General features: G+C 30.0%; 9 protein-coding genes. All 9 read left to right on the forward strand.

From position 1 onward, the window contains the following. The first annotated feature begins 430 nt into the window (after positions 1–430). Entirely contained in the window at positions 431–1477 is a 1047-nt protein-coding gene (locus tag WG951_RS12995) for a GntR family transcriptional regulator (protein ID WP_105047391.1), read from the forward strand. Positions 1478–1613: 136 nt separating this feature from the next. Continuing rightward, positions 1614–5669 (forward strand): two-component regulator propeller domain-containing protein, encoded by a 4056-nt coding sequence (locus WG951_RS13000; protein WP_105047392.1) that lies wholly within the window; start codon positions 1614–1616, stop codon positions 5667–5669. A gap of 401 nt (positions 5670–6070) precedes the next feature. Then, on the forward strand, positions 6071–9184 hold the full coding sequence (locus tag WG951_RS13005; protein ID WP_170062844.1) for a SusC/RagA family TonB-linked outer membrane protein: 3114 nt from the start codon (positions 6071–6073) through the stop codon (positions 9182–9184). A gap of 6 nt (positions 9185–9190) precedes the next feature. Next, a complete protein-coding gene (locus tag WG951_RS13010) occupies positions 9191–10774 on the forward strand; it encodes a RagB/SusD family nutrient uptake outer membrane protein (RefSeq protein ID WP_105047394.1) in 1584 nt (527 codons plus the stop codon). Between the two features lie 15 nt (positions 10775–10789). Continuing rightward, positions 10790–11536: a hypothetical protein gene (locus tag WG951_RS13015; protein ID WP_105047395.1), complete on the forward strand. Its 747-nt coding sequence runs from the start codon at positions 10790–10792 to the stop codon at positions 11534–11536. Positions 11537–11694: 158 nt separating this feature from the next. Beyond that, entirely contained in the window at positions 11695–13620 is a 1926-nt protein-coding gene (locus WG951_RS13020; RefSeq protein WP_105047396.1) for a sulfatase family protein, read from the forward strand. 159 nt (positions 13621–13779) lie between these two features. Beyond that, positions 13780–16377, forward strand: coding sequence for a glycoside hydrolase family 2 TIM barrel-domain containing protein (locus WG951_RS13025; RefSeq protein WP_105047397.1), 2598 nt, complete (start codon positions 13780–13782; stop codon positions 16375–16377). A 10-nt stretch (positions 16378–16387) separates the two neighbouring features. Beyond that, positions 16388–17854, forward strand: coding sequence for a sulfatase family protein (locus WG951_RS13030; protein ID WP_105047398.1), 1467 nt, complete (start codon positions 16388–16390; stop codon positions 17852–17854). A 9-nt stretch (positions 17855–17863) separates the two neighbouring features. Next, positions 17864–20614, forward strand: a complete 2751-nt coding sequence (locus tag WG951_RS13035; RefSeq protein ID WP_105047399.1) for a family 78 glycoside hydrolase catalytic domain — start codon at positions 17864–17866, stop codon at positions 20612–20614. Positions 20615–20715: the final 101 nt, after the last annotated feature.

Genomic DNA, 20715 nt, shown 5'->3' on the forward strand with positions numbered 1-20715 from the left:
CTTATTAAGAATTATAAGTTGTTTGCCCTTTATTTGAATTTTTTTTAATGTTAGTTTTTCTAAAATATTTTAATGTTCTGTTTTAATATAAAAGGTTATTATTAATTGTTCTATTTAATGAACTTAATGTATTATGAAAAGGTATTTATTTGATTTTATAACTTCTTTATATTATAAAATTACATATAATTTTTTGTTAATTAATATAGTTTTTTATAAAGTTAAATATAGATTTATTGACATTATTTTAATGTGACTTTTTTCTATGTTTTTTTATAGGTTGTTTATTATTAGGTGTTTAATTTAATTTTTTTATAAAAAACGACCTAATATGGTATTTTAGAATACCCTATTAGGTATATTTTAACTCCTTACAGCATTTAAATTACACTCACTAATTTTTATTAATCAATACTAAAGCGTGAGTCTTATGGAAGTTTTAAATTATATGCAAATTCGCGAAAATTCGAGAGTGCCAAAGTATAAGCAAATTATAGATTCTATAATTAATAATATTTCGATTGGTAATATTGAAATCAATCAAAAATTACCTTCTATTAATATGTTAAGTGAGGAGTTTTATCTTTCTCGTGATACGGTAGAAAAAGCTTATAATATTTTAAAGGAGCGTAATATTATTGTATCTATTCCTAGAAGGGGTAATTATGTGGCTAAAGTAGAAGCTAAACCAAAGTTAAATATTTTACTTTTAGTGAATAAATTGAGTGCCTATAAGATGAGCATTTATCATTCTTTTATAAAATGTATTGGTGATAAGGCTAATATTGATTTACAAGTATATCACTGTAACGAATTATTGTTTTTAAATTCTTTAAAAAATGCTAAGGTAAATTATGATTATTTTGTTGTTATGCCTCATTTTAAAACTCAAAACTTTGGTCATGCATGTTATACTGATGAAGTGTATAAAGTTTTAGATGAAATTCCTAGAAAACAATTGATAGTATTAGATAATTTACTACCGAATATAAATGAAAGTGTTAGTACGGTTTATCAAGAGTTTGATAAAGATATTTATGATGCTCTAAGTAAAGGTATAGATAGAATTAAAAAATATTGTAAAGTAGTTTTGGTTTATCCAGAAAAATCTTTTTATCCTTACCCCAAAAGAATTTTATTAGGATTTAGAAGGTTTTGTGTTGAAAAAGATTTAGACTTTGAAATTATAAATGAGGTGGGTGTGGATATGGTATTAAAAAAAGGGACTCTTTTTATTACTATTGAGGAGTCTGATTTAGTTAATTATATTACTATAGCTAGAGAAAACAACTTACAATTGGGTACAGATGTTGGAATTATATCTTATAATGATACACCTCTTAAAGAATTATTAGGCATTACCGTAATGTCTACCGATTTTACTGAGATGGGTAAATATGCTGCTCAAATAATTTTAGATAATAAACATGCTAGTATAAAAGTTCCTTTTAACTTAATTGATAGAAATTCTTTTTAATAGAAATTTATGGATTTATTTAAGCTTAGTTTTGTGTTATAGCATTTATCCGTATAATTTAAAATTTTATAATTATTTTTGATCTTTATGGTTTTATTATCTTTAATCTTTTGAATACAAAAATCCTATTTATTTAATGTTTAGAATAGTTGTTTTATGTTTTATACTTCTTTTTTTTAGAGTTGGGTTTTCACAAAGTGAAACTTATAAATTTACTCATATAACAACAGCAGATGGTTTGTCTCAAAGTTCTGTTATTGTTATACGTCAAGATAATTTAGGGCAAATTTGGGTTGGTACTAGGGATGGTTTAAATAAGTACGACGGTACAGATTTTACAGTTTATAGATATGATAAAAATAATCCGTATTCTATAAGTAATAATGATATTCTTTCTATTGAACAAGACAGTGATGGTTTTATTTGGGTAGGAACTAACTTAGGTTTAAATAAATACAATCCTCAAAAGAATACCTTTAAAACCTATTTTAGTAATAAAAATAATTATTCTTTAAAAGATAATTCTGTAGGTGTTATAAAAGAACTTTCTAATAAAGAAATATGGATTGGTACCAATCAAGGAATTTCTATTTATGATAAATCAAAAGATTCTTTTAAGAAAAATTTAATTTATGGTCAAGTATTATCTATTCTTGAAACTAACAAAGGAGATGTTTTTGTGGGTACTACTTCTGGTTTATGGAAATTAGTAGATACAACAAATAATGATTATCAATTTGAATTAATAAAAGGTACTAATAACCTTATCATTCAATGCATCATTGAAAACAAAAATGGTAATTTATTAATAGGTACTAGAAAAGAAAGTGTTTTAGAATTTAATGTAGATACTAATAATATAACAGCTTATTTTAAAGAAGAAACTTTAGAAAATAAAAACAGAAATGTTAGACAGCTTCTTTTAGATGGTGATAGTAAGTTATGGATTGGAACATACAATGGAATTCAGATTGCAGATAAAAGTAAAAATATACAGCTTTTAACCAGTAATATTAATGACAATGAATCTATAAATGATAATTTTATAAAGGCACTTTTTAAAGATAAAAATGGTTCTATATGGGTAGGTACCTATCACGGAGGTATTAATGTGTGGGATGAGTCTAATATAAACTTTATCAATATCACTCAAAAACCGGGTAATATAGGCTTAGGTTATAAAGTTGTAAGCTCTATTGTATCTCATAAAAATTTTATTTTTTTGGGTACAGAAGGTGGCGGTATTTCTGTAATTAATACAAATACAAAAAAAATTAATTATATAACAGCAAAAAACACTTTAGCACTTAGAAGTAACAATGTAAAATCTTTATATTTATCTAGAGAAAACCTTCTTTGGATAGGTACTTTTACTAATGGTTTTGCTGTCTATAATATAGAAACTAAACGTTTTATAAATATGCAACTTCCTAAAACTTTAAGGGAGTACATGGGCAATGTAGGTATATATGATATTAAACAAGATAATAATGGAAACATGTTATTAGGTACTAATGGTAAAGGGCTTATTAAATACAATATTAACGATAAATCATATAAAATATTTGCCAATAATAAAAAATCAAATTCATTATCAAACATTATTATACGAACTATTAAGGTAGACACAAAAAATAATATTTGGTTAGGTACTCCAAAAGGTTTAAACTACATTGATGATACCACAGGTAGTATTAAAAAATATTTTTTTGACAGTGAGTTAAAAACTGGGTATGCTATAACGTCTGTTTATGAAGACAGTAAAGGTGTAATATGGGTAGGTACAATTGCTAATGGACTTTTTAAATTAGTTGATAATACTTTTACATCCATAGATTTAAAGAGTAATACAACTACTATAGCAGGCATACGTAGTATGATTGAAGATGATAATGGTAGTTTTTGGATTAGTAGTGTAAATCAAGGTATTATTAATTACAACCCAACCAATAATAGTATTGTTGCCCATTATACACAAAAAGAAGGATTAGCAAGCAATCAGTTTAATAACAATGCTAGTTTACGTATTGGTGATAATTTGTTTTTTGGAGGACCAGCAGGAGCCGTTTTTTTTAACCCTAAAAATTTATTAAAAAATAATTATGTTCCACAAGTTATAATTACAGATTTAAAAATTAAAAATAAATCTATTTCCGTAGATGATGACAGTCAATTACTTTCACGCACTATATCGTATACAAAAAACATAGAGCTTTCTCATGAAGAAGGAAATTTTAATATTTCGTTTTCAATTCCTAATTTTATAAACTCAAGTAGTAATCGATATAAGTATAGGTTAAAAGGGCTAGAAAATGATTGGATTGAAACCGACGAGCATTCTGCATCTTATACCATTCAAAATCCAGGTAACTATATTTTTGAAGTTAAAGGTATTAATAGTGATGGTATTTCTAATGATGTAGCTACCTCATTAAACATTAAAGTACATCCTGCCCCATGGAGAACTTGGTGGGCTTTTATATTATACGGAATAGTTCTTTTTGCAATATTTTATTACTTACTTAATATTTTAAAATCTAGAACAAAACTAAAGCATCAATTAGATTTAGAACACTTAGAAGTAGAACAAACCAAACAAACCAATATTGCTAAATTAGAATTCTTTACAAACATTTCTCACGAATTTAGAACACCTTTAACTTTAATTTTAGGTCCATTAAATCAAATACTAGAAAATTATAAGGGAAGCAGTTTAATGTATAAAAAATTAAAAGTAATAGAGAGTAGTGCTAACCATTTACTACAACTTATCAATCGTTTAATGGATTTTAGAAAATTAGAAAGCAACCTTATTAAACTAGAAACAGCAGAAGGAAATATTGTTAAGTTTTTAAAAGAAATTTACTTGTCTTTTTCTGAATATGCTAAAGATGGAAATTACGACTATAGTTTTCACTCTCCATCAGATGAAATTTATGTTTACTATGATCGATATAAGTTAGAGCGGGTATTTTATAATTTAATTTCTAATGCATTTAGATATACTCCTAAAAATGGTAAAATAGTTTTAAGAGTTATACAAAAGCCTCATAAAATAATTCTTCAGGTAGAAGATTCTGGTGTTGGAGTGGCAAAAGAATATCAAGATAAAATTTTTGAACGCTTCTTTGAGTTATCTCTAAACAATAAACCAGATAATGATTATAATAAAGGAACAGGTATCGGTTTATCTATAGTAAAAAACATTATAGATTTACATAAAGGTGAAATTAAGGTTAGAAATAATGAAAATAATAAAGGGTCTATTTTTTCGGTAGAATTACTTTTAGGTAGAGATCATATAAATGATGATGAGATTATAGAAGATTTTAAGTTTAGTGATGATTTATCTCAGTATGTAAATCAATTAGATGAAACTCCAGTAATTCTTGAAGAAAATAATATTCTTGATCACGTTTCAGAAGAAAAATTAACCATTCTGTTAGTAGAAGATAATAAACCTTTGCGAAAGTTTATGAGAACTTTATTAGCAAAAGAGTATAATATTTTAGAAGCAGAAAACGGTAAGGTAGCATACAAAATAGCTATTAAAGAGAAAATAGACATAATTGTAAGTGATGTTGTTATGCCGATAATGACAGGTACAGAGTTGTGCTCTTTGGTAAAAAAGGATATTAAAACAAGCCATATACCTATAATATTATTAACATCTCGTTCTTCTTTAATTTATAAATTAGAAGGTTTAGAAACTGGTGCAGATGATTATATAAGTAAGCCATTTAACATAAATGAATTTAAACTACGTATTAAAAATATTTTAAGTTCTATAGCTCGTTTAAAACAAAAAATAAATTCAATTAATACTGTACAATCAGATGAACTTATTTTACCATCTTTAGATGAAAAACTTTATAAAAAAGCACTAAAACTTGTAGAAAAAAATATAAGTAATGAAGAGTTTGATATTTATTATTTCTGCTCAGAATTAGGTGTTAGTAGAACTGTTTTGTTTAGAAAAGTAAAAGCATGGACAGATTTTACACCAAAAGACTTTATACAACATATAAGGTTAAAAAAAGGTGCAGAACTTCTAGAACAAAATAAAATGAATATTGCACAAGTTAGCTACAAAGTAGGTTTTAAAAATCCCAAATATTTTAGTAAATGTTTTCGAAAAAAGTTTGGAAAAACTCCCACAGAATACATAAAAACTTTTTGTGAGTATGAATAATACGCTATAATTGGTTTAAATAATTTTATAATTCTTTTTCTTTTTTAAAATTAAGTAATAGGTACTTTTTAACCCCTATTGAGAATTTTTGTGCCCTAATTTTAAGATATTTTTGACAAAAATTATTGGTAAAACTATGAAAAATAAACAATTAAAATTTTTAGAATTTGTAATGCTATTTGTTGTTGTAGTACTGTTTTTATTGATTTTTTACCTTATTCCCATTTAATTTTAAGTACTTAAAAATCAGTAGTAAAAAACGGTACCGTACAAGACAGGACAGAAACAAATTTGATAGATTGTAAAATTGTGAGTCTATTGATTTTTGAAAGCATTTAGGTGTTAATCGAATTAATAAAAATAATTAATAAGCGAATTATATGTTAAAATTAAAACGAAAAATGAAACAAAATTTAAAAAAGGAAAGATCTGTTAAAGGATTTTTGCTATTGTTATTGCTGGTCTTTTCCGCTTTCACAAACACTAATTTACACGCTCAGCAGCCGATATCAGGAGTAGTTGCAGATACAGGAGGTCTTCCTGTTCCAGGCGTTAGTATTATACAAAAAGGAACTACAAATGGTGTGGTAACAGATTTTGATGGTAAATATTCATTAAAATTAATAGCAGGTGCAAAAACCCTTGTGTTTTCTTATTTAGGTTTTGAAACTCAAGAAGTAGTTGTTGGATCTAAAAGTACTATTGATGTTACTCTTAAGGATTCTGCCGAAAGTTTAGACGAAATTGTAATTATTGGCTATGCTCCAGTAAGTAGAAAAAAAGTATTAGGTTCTGTTGCAACTGTAAAGTCGGCAGAAGTTGTACAAGCTACTCCTGTAGGTGCATTTGATGCTGTACAAGGAAAACTAGCAGGTGTACAAATTTTATCAAATGGTGGCCCTGGTGGAGGTTTCGATATTCGTGTTCGTGGTGTATCTACATTTAGTTCTGGTGGTACTACTCCATTATATGTTGTGGATGGTCAGCAATTAGATGATATTGATAATATCGATCCAAATGATATAGAGTCTTTAGAAGTGTTAAAAGATGGAGCTACGGCTGCGGTTTATGGTTCTAAAGCCGCAAATGGGGTTGTGTTAATTACAACTAAATCAGGTAAAAATGGAGAGTTAAAAGTAGATATTACAAATGTAACAGGTATAAATAGCCTTGTAGGAGATTTACGTTTAGCAAATGCTAATCAAAGAATAGATTATGATAAAGCAAGTGCAAGTAATACAATAGCGTTGTCTTATAACGAGAGAGATTCTTTAAGTTTAATTAATAGAAATTCTTTTGATGTTCAAAAAATGATTACTAGACCAGCCGTAAGACAACAAACAAATGTTGCTGTTAGTGGTGGTGGAGATAAATTAAAGTTTTATTGGAATACTGGTTTTCTAAAAGAAAACGGAATTGTTATTAACAGTGGTTATAAGAGAATTAATACTCTTTTAAAAGGAGATATGACTTTTTCTAAAAAATTAAAAGTTGGTGTTAAAGTAAATTTATCTTTCGAAGAAAAGTTTGGTTTAAGTGAAGGTAGTGTGTTTACACATTTAGTACAACGTATACCATATTATCCTATTTTTGAGCCAAATGGAGAATATTCTCCAGAAATTTTTGGTCGTCAAAATCCATTAGCAGAAACCTTAATAGAAAATAAAACAAGAGATTATAGAACTCAGTTTTTTGGTTATGCTCAATTAGAATTGTTTCCTAAATTAACTCTAAAATCTACTTTTGGTATTAATAATAGGTTAAGAAAGTTTAACGGTTATGTACCTTTTATAGCCATCAACCCTAACTCATCAATACCATTTCCTCAGGTTAGAGAAACATTTACAAACAGTTATGATATTCAACAAGAAAACTTTTTAAATTATAGTAATAGTTGGGGAGACCATTCTTTAGGTGCTTTTGCAGGTGTATCAACACAAAGATATAGTGGAGAAAATTTAGATTTAGAAGCATACCTTCTTTCAGATGCAGTTCAATCTTTAAATAATATAGATGTTGCAAGTTTAAGCGTTAGAAGAGGTGCCGCAGAAAATAGTAGACATGCTTTATATGGTATGTTTGCTGGTTTTAATTATGATTATAAAAATAGATATTTATTATCAGCAACTTATAGACGAGATGGATCTTCTAGATTTGGTGAAAATAATAAATTTGGAGATTTTCCATCACTAAGTGTTGGTTGGAGAGTAAGTAATGAAGAGTTTTTAAAAGATAACAACCTTATTAGCGATTTAAAGTTAAAAGCTAGTTATGGTGTTGTAGGTAATGAGCGTATTAGTAATTACGATTTTACAGGAGCCTTAACCCCTGGTTATGTTTATAACAACATAAACGGTGTTGCGCCAACAAGATTAGGAAATCCTGATTTAAAATGGGAAGAAACTACATCTTTAAATTTAGGTTTCGAATTAGGAATGTTTAAAAATAGATTCAATTTAAATGTAGATTTATGGGAAAAGAAAACAACAGACCTACTTGCTAACCTACCGTTACCAGAAGAATCTGGTTTTAGTTCAATTAGAACAAATGTTGGGGCTATAAATAATAGAGGTATAGATGTTGCCTTAAGTGGTACAATTATAAAGAAAAAGAATTTTAGTTGGAACAGTAGTTTTAACATCTCTTATTTAGAAAACGAAGTTGTAAAACTATCTGGTGGTACTCCTTTCTTTTCAGGAAAAGGTAACTCTACTTATATTGAAGAAGGGCAGCCTCTTGGAAACATTAATGGATGGAAAAATTTAGGTGTTTTTCAATATGATGAATCTAATGCATACACACCAGAAGGAGTAAGATTAAACCCTAATTTTGATGAAACAGGTTCTTTTGTAAATTATACTTTAAATGGTGCTGAGTATACAGGTACAGTAGCGCAAATGAAAAACGCAGGTAAAGTATTATTAGGTGGAGATATTATTTGGGAAGACTTAAATAATGATTTTGATATTACTGCTGATGATAGGCAAACTATAGGAAACGGACTTGCTAATGTATTTGGTGGTTTTACAAATAATTTTAAATATAAAAATTTCGGATTTAGTTTCTTATTTGATTATAGTTTTGGTAATGATATTTATAGATACTGGGATGAAGACAGAAATGATTTAAATACCGGTGGAGAAACTCCTGGTCCAGATAGAATAGAAGGAGCATGGAGAAATCAAGGAGATGTTACTGTGTATCCTAGATTAACAAGAAGCCATACTCAAAATAGAGAAAGACCAAATAGCTTTTTTGTAACAGAAGGAGATTATATTAAATTAAGATATATTAGACTTAATTATGATGTGCCAAATACTGTAATGAGTAAGATTAAAGGTGTTAGTAAAATTTCTTTAAACCTAGCAGTAAATAATGTTTTAACTTGGACAAACTACATAGGGTTTAACCCAGAATTAGGTAGTAGAGGTAATCCTTTAGCACCTGGTATCGATGAATTAAGATACCCTAATGATCGTGAAATTATTCTTGGTTTAAAAATTCAATTAAAATAAAAAAAAATGATAAAATTTAGAAAAATAAAGATATCAACTTTAATATTGTCTTTGTTGCTGGGAGCAGTCTCTTGTGATAGCGTATTAGATGAACAACCTATTAGTGAGATAGGTACAGAAAATTTTTGGAATAGTAATGCAGATGCAGAGGCAGGAGTTGCAGCTATTTACGATGCGTTTCAATCTACTTACAGTGAAAAATATTTTTACTGGGGAGAATTTAGATCAGATAATTTTGTTGCTGGTGGAAACCCAAATAATGATAATATAGAAATTGTTACGCAAAGTTTAACCGAAGATAATGGAACTTTAAAATGGAATTTGTTTTATCAAATTATAAATAGAGCCAATAGTGCCATTAAAAATATACCAACAATATCTGGTTATGATAAAAATTTATTGGCAGAAGCTTATGCTTTAAGAGCGTATGTTTATTTTGATGCTGTTCGTGTTTGGGGGGCTGTGCCATTGTTTGTAGAGCCAACTAAAAGTATTGATGATGCATTTAAGCCTAAAACGGATGGAGATACAATTTTAAACGATGTAGTACTTGCAGATTTAAAGGAAGCAGAAAGATTAATGGAGGCTTCAAATAGAGATTTTAGATTTTCTAGAGCAAGTATTTTTTGCTTAAAAGCAGAAATCAATATGTACCTTCAAAACTATACAGAAGCAAGAAAAGCTTTATATGATATGATTGCTGTAGGAGGGCATGATTTAGTAAACACACCAGATGATTGGATTGATTTATTTTACAACAACCCATCTACAAATAGTAACCTAGGTGGTAGAGGTAAAATACAAGAAGGAGACGAGTTAATATTCTCAATACGTTACAACGCCAGTGAAGATAGAGATAACCCAGGTGTTACTAGAGCTAATAGATCTGGTATTATGTCTTTGTTTTTTGCGGGGGTTCCTTTATATTCAATATCACCTGTATTAGAAAGAAAATGGCAAGACAAATTTCCTATAGACTCTGCTGGTTGGGTAGATAAATATCCTAATGTTAAACCCTTTATTGAAAGACAAGTAGAGTATTTAGATGAAAATGGAGAAGTTAAAGATTCTATTGCTCCAGTTTACGGAGATTGGCGTTATTTTGCATGTAGAGAAGGTGGTTACCAATCTTTTGGATCTAGAGCTATAGGAGAAGCACGTATGTCTAAATGGCAAGAAACAAATTACGATAGAAATAATGATGATACAGATATTGTAATTTATCGTTATGCAGGTATGTTATTGTTATTAGCAGAAGCAGAAAATCAATTAGATAACCAAACAGTTGCACTAGATTTGGTAAATCAAGTTCGTAGAGCTAGAGTATTGCCAGAGGTTACTGAAGCAGAATTTGGAGATACAAAAGAAGCTAGAGAAAACTATATACTAGATGAAAGACAATTAGAACTTTTAGGAGAAGCTAAAAGATGGTGGGATTTAAGAAGAACAAAGAAAGCAATAGAAGTTTTAAATCCAATTTTAGATACCATACCAGGAGCAACTCAATTAAATGAACAAAGATTATTATTTCCTATTCATATAGATCATTTAACTGAAAACCCTAATTTAACACAAACACTAGGATATTAATCTAAAAGATAAAAAATGATGAATAAAATAAAATATTTAGGATTATTATTGATGGTAGTTTTAGTATCATCTTGTGATTTGGGACTTCAAGAAACCTTTGATTTTCAGCCAGAAGTAGATTTAACAGACCCACATGGAAATAAAACAGCATGGGAATATATACAATCTGCAAATAAATTAAGTGAAGACGGTACCTTTGATGGTGAAATGTTTAATTTTTTAGCCGCTGCAATTCAAAAAGCAAATATGGTAGACTTGTTTAACCAAACAAGTACTTCAAATAGAACTTATTTGTTGTTAAACAACAATGCTTTTACAGGTAGAGGAGATGTAATAGATATTATTACGGGTTCCCAATCTACCAGTATTACAGAAGATGTTAATGGCGTACCAACTACTAGGCAAGCAACTGCAGAAGAAGTTATGGAACGAGTAGATACCCCAGAAAAATTAGAAAAGTTAAAGAATATATTAAAATATCATATTGTTACATCGTATGTACAACAGGTGCCAACGTTGTTCGAGGCAGAAGTTTGGTATACTTTTCAAACTTTAATTCCTGGAGAAGACGGGCTTATTGCCTTTTTAAGAGAAAATAGATGGAGGATTTTTGTAAACGGAAAAAACAGAACCAATACACCAGCATCTCCTTTACCAGAAACTGCTTTTAATGAATATGAAGCAGTAAGAAGTCATAATTACGTGTTTAATAATGGTGTAGGTCACATTCTTGCAGATCCTGTTAGAAATAAACCTTATTAAAAAAAGTATATTTAATAATATAATCCTCTCTAGTAAAGAAAACCTGGAGAGGATTTTTTTATTTTAAACCTCATAATACAGGACACCTTTAAAGTTGTTAAAGAATACCTTTATAGGATTAATAATTTTAAGTGATACATCTCTTTTAAATAGTAAAAATGATGAAAATTAAATTTTTAATAATTGTTTTATTAGTCTCTTTTAGTTTAACTTCTTGCAAACCGAAAGCACAAGAAAGACCAAATGTACTTTGGATTACTTGTGAAGATATAAGTCCGTATATAGGCAGTTATGGTTTTGAGCAAGCACTTACCCCTAATTTAGATAAGCTTGCAGAAAAAGGAATTAGATTTACAAATGCGTATTCTAACGCACCTGTTTGCGGAGTTGCACGTACAACCTTATTAACCGGTATGTATGCACCCACAACAGGTACACATAATTTTAGAACCAATACACAGTTACCTATAGATATCCCTGCGTATCCTAAGATATTAAGAGAGGCTGGTTATTATTGTACAAATAACTATAAAAAAGATTATAATTCTAGTTATGAAACAGATAGAAGTTTATGGGATGTTTCTAGTAAAAAAGCACACTATAAAACTAGAAAAGAGGGGCAGCCTTTTTTTGCTGTTTTTAATCTTATTGAAACCCATGAAAGCCAACTAGCAACAGAAAAAATTAAAAAATATGTGGCAGATGGAGATATTCCTAAAAAACCTAGAATTAACCCTGCAGATATAGAGTTACCACCATATCACCCAGATGTGCCAGAAATTAGAGAAGACTGGGCTAGATTACATGATTTAATTACTTTAATGGACAAAAAAGTAGGCAACCTTTTAAAAGAATTAAAAGATAATAATTTAGAAGATAACACTATTGTGTTTTTTTGTTCTGACCACGGAGGTATGTTGTCTAGATCTAAGCGATTTTTATATAATGTTGGTACTCAGGTGCCTGTTATTGCTTATTTTCCTGAAAAATGGAAGCATTTAGCGTCTTATAAACCAGGTAGTGTAGAGGATGGTTTGGTTAGTTTTGTAGATTTTCCTAAAACCTTTTTATCAATATTAGATTGCCCAGTTCCTCAAAAAATGCAGGGTAAAATATTTCTAGGAAAACACAAAGAAGAAAAACCAAATTATGTTCACTTTTACAGAGATCGTATGTCTGAACGTTATGATTTTAATAGAGCAGTTACAGATGGAAGATATTATTTAATTCAAAATTTTGTACCACATAGACCAAGAGGTCGCTCTACTAGATATGGGTATACAGTGCAACAAAACTGGAGAGCAAATGAAGAAAGTTATCAAAACGGAACCTCTAATGCCATTCAATCGCAATTTTATCAACCTAAAAAAATAGTAGAATTATTCGATACTAAGACAGATCCTTGGCATGTGAATAGTATTGCTGATAAAGAAAAAAATGCAACAAAATTAAACGAATTATCTAAAGAACTAGATCGATGGATGCTAGAAGTAAAAGATATTGGTTTAATTCCAGAACCTATGTTTTATGATTTGGTAGGAGACGGTAAAAAGTACGCTACTATTTATGAATATGCACAAAGTACAGATTATAAAATTGAAAGAATTTTGCCCATAGCTAAATTAGCCGCAAAAGGAAAAATAGAAAATAAAACAGATTATTTAAGTTTTATAAACGACCAAAATCCAATAATTAGATATTGGGGATTTTATGGTATTTTTAGAATTGCTCAAAATGATAAAGAACTTCAAAAAATATTAATTAAGAGTATCAAACAAGAAGAAATACCAGTTAATAGACTTATCGCAGCGCAAGCATTAGCACTATCTGGAGATGATAAATTAGCCTTTGAATATTTAGATAACGAAACTAAAAACGCAAGAGATGGTTACGTGTTTTTATTTGGCTTAAATGCTTTACAATACTCACATACAGATAAATATTTAACAAAAAAAGATTGGTTGGCTTTTAAAAAACAACAATTTAATACCGATGATAAAATAGACAGATTTGGTAAAGAGTATAGCAAACGTATTATTAATGATGCTTTAAATCTTTGGCCAGAGAGGAGAATTGTAGATTAATTTTTTTTTACATAAAAATCTGATTATTAATTTTGTGGATTGTTTTTTACTATGAATTTATATGATTTCACAAGGCAAAGCAGGACAGACCACAACGAATGTTTATTTAATATTGATTTTTGTAAAATTATTTTAGATAACTAAAAAATAAATAGTATAATGAGTAAAGTTTTAACCTTCGTTCTGTTAAGTTTTGTATTTGTTGTTAATGCCCAAAACGTAAGACATATTGAAACAATTAATGATTTATGGAATTTTCATAAAGGAACTATTGAAAAGCCATTTTCTAATAATGGTACGATTGGTTGGGAAAAAGTAGACCTACCACATTCTTGGAATAAATTAGATATTCTAGATGATGAGGATGGATATTATAGAGGTGATGGATGGTATAAAAAATCATTAAATATTCCTGAAATTTATAAAGACCAACAAGTGTTTTTACTTTTAGAAGGTGCAAATCAGGTTACCTCTTTGTATGTAAACGGTAAAAAAGTAGGCAAAGATCATATTGGTGGTTATACTGCATTTACGCATGATATTACTTCGGTTTTACAACCTGGGGCAAATGATATTATGATAAAAGTAAACAATGCACATAATGATGAAATTGTTCCTCAAGCGGCAGACTTTTCTTTTTATGGAGGTATTTATAGAGATATTCAATTAATTATTACCAAACCAATACATTTTGAAGTTGCTAATTTAGGTGCAAATGCTGTTTTTGTAACAACACCTAAAGTTTCTAAAACTTTGGCTACCGTTAATGTAAAATCAAAGTTAATAAGACCCAAAAAAGGAAAATATTTGGTAAGACAAACGTTGTATGATGCTAAGAATACAATTGTAAAACAAACAGTAGATAAATCGTCTTTTGGTAAAGAAATAATAAGTGAATTTACGTTAAGTAATCCTAATTTATGGTCTCCAGAAACCCCATATTTATACAAATTAGTATCAGAAATTATAGATAAAAAAGAAACTGTTTTAGATAGAGTAGAAAATCCGGTTGGTTTTAGATGGTTTCATTTCGATGCTAACAAAGGGTTTTTTATCAACGGTAAACAAACAAAACTGATTGGTACAAACAGACATCAAGATTTTTACAAAAAAGCAAATGCTGTTAGCGATGAAATTCATAGAAATGATATGAAATTGCTAAAAGAAATGGGAATTAATTTTTTAAGAATAGCCCATTATCCGCAAGATCCAGCCATATTAGAAATGTGTAATAAATATGGTTTTGTAGCAACATTAGAAATTCCTTTTGTAGACAAAGCAGCGGCAAACGAAGCAGGTAAGCAAAACAGTATTAACATGCTAAAAGAAGCCATTCGTTTTAATTATAACAACCCTGCAATTGTAGCATGGAATTTAGGGAATGAGACTACCATGAAAGCTCCAGAAAGTTTTGGCGAAGCGTATGTAAAACATTTTATAGATACTCATAAATCTTTAGCAGCTACTATTAAAGCAGAAGATCCTACACGTGCCTCTTATTCTGTATTTTTTAGAGAGCCTGCTTATCAAGATCAATTTGGTATACGCGTAACCGATATTGTTGGATATAATAAATATTACGGTTGGTATTTAAATGAATTGGATGAAATAGAAGGAGAATTAAGAAAGCTAGTAAAAGCTTCTTTAGATTTAAACCCTGATAAAGCTTTTATTTTAAGTGAATATGGTGGAGGTGCAGACCCAAGAATTCGTTCTTACAACCCTACTAGGTTTGATTTTAGTGTAGAATACCAGTTTTTTTTACATAAAGAATATATGAAAGCAATACTAAAGATACCAGAAATTGTAGGTGCCAATGTTTGGAATTATGCAGATTTTCAGGTAGAACACCGTAAAGATGCAGTACCACATATTAATAACAAAGGGTTGCTTACCGCAGACAGAAAGAAAAAAGATGCTTACTATTTATACAAAGCATTATTAAATAAAAAGCCTTTTGTTGCTATCGCTTCTAAAGGATGGAAAAATAGAGCGGGTATTGCAGATAGCGAAACAGCACTTGTTGCTACCCAACCATTTACCATTGTAGGTAATTCTAAAGATGTAGAATTATTTGTTAACGGAAAATCTTTAGGAACTAAAACATTCGATTTTTCTACAACAACTTTTGAGGTGCCTTTAAAAAATGGAATTAATTTAATTGAAGTTATTTCTACTCAGAACGGAAAAATTTTAAAAGATTTTGCTTCTATAGAATTTACACTACAGCCTAAAAAATTAAAAAGTACAGAAAATTTGTTTAAAGAAATTGCAATAAATGTAGGTTCTAATTGTTATTTTATTGAAGCAGATAATATGGATTATTTATGGATGCCAGATCAGGCTTATGTAGCAGGAAGTTTTGGTTATGTAGGTGGTGAGTTTTTAAGAAATTTAAGTAAGAAAAAAAATACTATAGGTACAGATGTTAGTGTAAAAGGTACAGATAATGATCCTATTTATCAAACACAATTAATTGGTATTGATGCTTATAAATTTGATGTACCAAACGGAACTTACGAACTATCGTTACTTTTAGCAGAATTAAAAACTAAAGAAGACAATATTATGGATGTTAAAGTAAACGGAGAGAATATTTGGTCTAATTTAAACCTTAAGGCTCAGTATGGTGATGATAGAGGTGTTGCCAAACGTTTTTTAGTTACCGTAGAGAATGATAATGGTATTACTGTAGACTTTAAGGCTTCAAAAGGAAAAACAAGATTAAGCGGAATTAAATTAAGAAAAGTAAACTAAATAAAAGCAAATGAAAACAATTTTAAGAACACTTAGTATATTATCAATATGTATTTGTTTCTCATGCAGTAATGCAAAGAAAAATGATAAAACAATAGCAAATGCAGATACAAATAGCATAAAAAAACCAAATGTTCTTATCATTTTAACAGACCAATTAAGAACTCAAGCCACAGGCTATGGGGGCGACCCAAATATTAAAACACCACACATAGATAAATTAGCCTCTATGAGTGCTAATTTTAAAAATGCCGTTTCTGGTATGCCTGTTTGTACACCTTTTAAAGCATCGTTAATAACAGGGCAAAGACCATTAACAAATGGTATGTTTATGAACGATGTGCAATTAGATACCAATGCGGTTTCTATGGGTAAAATATATACTAATGCTGGTTATAATACAGGTTTTATTGGTAAATGGCATATGGATGGTCATGGTAGGTTACGTTTTATTCCGCCAGGAAATAGAAGACAAGGTTTTCAGTTTTGGAAAGCGAATGAATGTACGCATAATTATAACGGTTCTGTTTATTTTGATAATAATGATCCTACACCAAAGAAATGGGAAGGGTACGATACTTTTTCGCAAACCGATGCTGCTATAGATTTTATGAGTGCTAAAAAAGATGATAACAATCCGTTTTTACTGGTGTTATCTTGGGGAACACCACATGCACCGTATCATTCTGCTCCAAAAAAATATAAAGATATGTTTTTGCCAGATAGTTTAGAGCTTAGACCAAATATTCCTAAAAATATGGAAAAGAAAGTGCGTAAAGATTTAGCAGGGTATTACGCGCATGTTGCAGCTATTGATGATATGATTGCTAAAATAATGGAAACTCTAAAAAAGAATAATCAATTAGATAATACCATTATTGTTTTTACCTCAGATCATGGAGATCTATTAGGGTCTCACGGAGCGTATAAAAAGCAACAACCGTATGATGAATCTATAAGAACGCCTATGTTATTTTATATTCCAGAATCTTTAGGTATAAAAGCAGGTAATAGAAATGCTGTTTTTAATTCAGAAGATATTCTGCCTACATTATTAGGCTTATCAAATATGCCTATTCCAGAAAGTGTTGAAGGAATAAACTATACAGCTTATTTAGAAGGAAAAGACGATACGGTTGGTAAAGAAACCATTATTACTTGTGTACAACCATTTGGGCAATGGAATAGACCAAAACGCCATGGTAAAGAGTATAGAGGTTTAGTTACTCAAAAGTATACGTATGTAAAAGATTTAGAAGGGCCTTGGTTGTTGTTTGATAATGATGCCGACCCTTACCAAATGAATAATTTAGTAAATAATAAAGAATATACAGACATACAGTCAGATTTAGAAAGCCGTTTGATAAAACGTTTAAAAGCGAATGGAGATGAATTTTTACCAGGGGCGCATTATCTAGAAAAATGGAATATTAAAGTAAATGAAGAAGGAACCGTACCATACAGACATCTAAATTAGATTAACATAATGAATAAATTGTTTTTAACATTTTTAGTAGCTTTTGTTACATTATCAGGGGCTGCACAAATAACAGTAACAAATCTACAGTTAGAATATCGTAACAATCCAGAAGGTGTTGATGTTGTAAAACCAAGGTTTTTTTGGAAATTAGAATCAAACCAAGCAGCGCAATATCAAACAGCTTATCAGCTTTTAGTGGCAACATCAAAAGAAAATTTAGATAAAAATATAGGTGATGCGTACGATTCTAAAAAAGTAAAAAGTTCGCAAACTACGCAGGTAGTATACAAAGGTAAAAACTTAACTGCAACCTCTCAGTATTACTGGAAAGTAAAGGTTTGGGATAAAAATAATAAAGCTTCTAATTGGAGTGCGTCTGCTTATTTTTCTACTGGATTATATCAAAAAGAAGATTGGAAAGGAGCGCAATGGATTGCATGGAAAAATCAAGAGGAATGGGCAGAAAAGTGGTGGAGTAATAAAGAGATAGAATCTAAAGCATTGCAATTTCAGTTGCCAAGTTACTTTGGGTCTAGTATGACGTTGTGGGAGCGTTATCAATTTCATCATGATAGCCCGTATGATGCAGCTCCTTTGTTACGAAAAGATTTTAAAGTAACTAAAAAAGTAAAAACAGCAAAAGCATACATTAGTGGTATTGGGTATTACGAGTTGTTTATCAACGGAAAAAGAATTGGAAATCAAGTTTTAGATCCGGGATGGACAGATTACAGAAAAACAATTTTATATGCTACTCACGATATTACTAACGAGGTACAAGACGGAGCAAACCTTGCTGGCGTTATGTTGGGGCGTGGTAATTATGGGCAATTAGCTTATGATCATTGGGGGTTTTATAAAAAGGATGGTTACATAGGTCAGCCTAAATTAATGTGCCGAATAAGAGTAGAATATGAAGATGGTACCGAAGAAAATGTAATTAGCGATTTAAGCTGGAAAATTACAGGAGGACCCATTATTTATGATGGTCCACACATGGGAGAAATTTACGACGCAACAAAAGAAATTCCGAATTGGAATTTAGCCAACTTTGATGCTTCTAGTTGGGAAACAGTAAAACCATCTCCACATCCAGGAGGTGAGTTGGTGTCGCAAATGTGTCAACCTATTCGTGTTACAGAAACGTTTAAACCTATAGAAATTAAGTCTAAAGGAAACTATGGGCAATGGATTGATACCGGTACAAATAGTTCTGGTTGGATAAAGCTTCGTCTTAAAAACTTAAAAAAAGGACAGCAAGTTTTAATTTTTTATGGAGAACATGAAGACCCAACTTCTAGTGGTCAACCAGGTCGTTGGCAACAAATGGGATACATCGGTAAAGGAGAAAAAGAAGAATTTGCAGAGTGTCGTTTTTCATATAAAGGATATCGTTACGTACAGGTTAAAGGGTACAAAACCAAAATAACTAAAGATGACGTTGAGGTAAAAATTGTACATTCTGATGTGCCAAGAGTTGGGCATTTTGAATCTTCGGATAAAGTAGTAAACGCGGTTGATGATATTTGTAGAAAATCTTTAATTTTTAATTTACATAGTATTGCTACCGACTGCCCAAACAGAGAAAAAAACGGATGGTTAGGAGACGTAGTTACAGGTATGGAATTTGGTATGGCAAACTATGATTTGGCAGCATTAATGACCAAGTTTACTCGTGATATTTGGGATACTCAAAATGAAGCAGGAGGAATGGCAGCCATTGCACCAGCAAATGATTATAGAACAGGTAGGTCTTCTTTATGGTCTTCGGCAGGTGTGCATGTGCCTTGGTATATGTATACATATTATGGAGATACTAGGTTGTTTGATGAATATTGGCAAAAAATGATGTTGTGGGTAGATTATTCTTGGAAACATAACAATTTGGCAGAAAAAGACGGCATGTTTACAGAAATGTATAACGACTGGGTAACCCCTTATGATAGAACTTATAAAGGAGGAGGTAAACCAGGAGGAAATGAGGTAATAGCTTCTATGAATTTTTATTTAGTTTTAAAACGTTTGGCTATTATGGCAGACAAACTAGATAAGAAAAAAGATAAAAAACGTTTAGAACAACAAGTAAAACGTATCCATGCAGGAATTCAGAAATGGGCTTTTGATGAAGAAAAAGTAGAATACGCAGGGTTAAAACCGTTTAATGAATTTTTACCTGTAGTTAATATTCTTGCGCTTAATTATGGTATTGTTCCAGAAAAATATAAAGCACAACTAGAAAAAAAGGTGGTAGACAATATTGTAAAAGATAAAAATTACCACGTTTGGGGTGGTGTGTTTACAGTACACTCTGCTTACGAGTATTTACCAAAAAATGGTTATGCAGATATGATGCATAAAGTTGTTGTAGATGAAGAATGGCCCTCTTTTGGTTGGTTAATTAAAGAAGGCGCAACTACATTGCCAGAAGGCTATAATTTTGCATCGTCAGACATCCATCATTTTATGGGAGCTGTAGATAATTTCTTTTATCGCCATATGGTTGGTATAAATTTCGATGAAAATAACCCAGGGTTTAAGCAAATTATTTTAAAACCAAACTTTATTAAAGCAATGGATTTTGCAAAGGCAAGCTACAATTCTATTCACGGAGAAATTAAAGCTGAATGGAAAAAAACAGCTAATGGTACCTATGAATATTCAGGAACTATTCCTGTAAATTGCGAAGCAGAAGTTGTGCTTCCAAACAAAACTGTACATGTAAAATCGGGTAGTTTTAAGTTTACGGTAGCTATTTAATTAGTCTTACTAAAACAATAACTTTAACATATAATTTCCGATAGAACAGGACAGGGAATATTGTTTTGTAATATAGTTTTACTCTTCTTACTTTTTAGCGT

The sequence above is a fragment of the Polaribacter butkevichii genome (assembly GCF_038024105.1).
Lineage (GTDB): Bacteria > Bacteroidota > Bacteroidia > Flavobacteriales > Flavobacteriaceae > Polaribacter > Polaribacter butkevichii.

Bases quoted from the DNA above. Each gene is read 5' to 3' on its own strand.
- WG951_RS13015 (WP_105047395.1), top strand. From the start codon at position 10,790: ATGATGAATAAAATAAAATATTTAGGATTATTATTGATGGTAGTTTTA.
- WG951_RS13020 (WP_105047396.1), top strand. From the start codon at position 11,695: ATGATGAAAATTAAATTTTTAATAATTGTTTTATTAGTCTCTTTTAGT.
- WG951_RS13025 (WP_105047397.1), top strand. From the start codon at position 13,780: ATGAGTAAAGTTTTAACCTTCGTTCTGTTAAGTTTTGTATTTGTTGTT.
- WG951_RS12995 (WP_105047391.1), top strand. From the start codon at position 431: ATGGAAGTTTTAAATTATATGCAAATTCGCGAAAATTCGAGAGTGCCA.
- WG951_RS13030 (WP_105047398.1), top strand. From the start codon at position 16,388: ATGAAAACAATTTTAAGAACACTTAGTATATTATCAATATGTATTTGT.
- WG951_RS13005 (WP_170062844.1), top strand. From the start codon at position 6,071: ATGAAACAAAATTTAAAAAAGGAAAGATCTGTTAAAGGATTTTTGCTA.
- WG951_RS13000 (WP_105047392.1), top strand. From the start codon at position 1,614: ATGTTTAGAATAGTTGTTTTATGTTTTATACTTCTTTTTTTTAGAGTT.
- WG951_RS13010 (WP_105047394.1), top strand. From the start codon at position 9,191: ATGATAAAATTTAGAAAAATAAAGATATCAACTTTAATATTGTCTTTG.
- WG951_RS13035 (WP_105047399.1), top strand. From the start codon at position 17,864: ATGAATAAATTGTTTTTAACATTTTTAGTAGCTTTTGTTACATTATCA.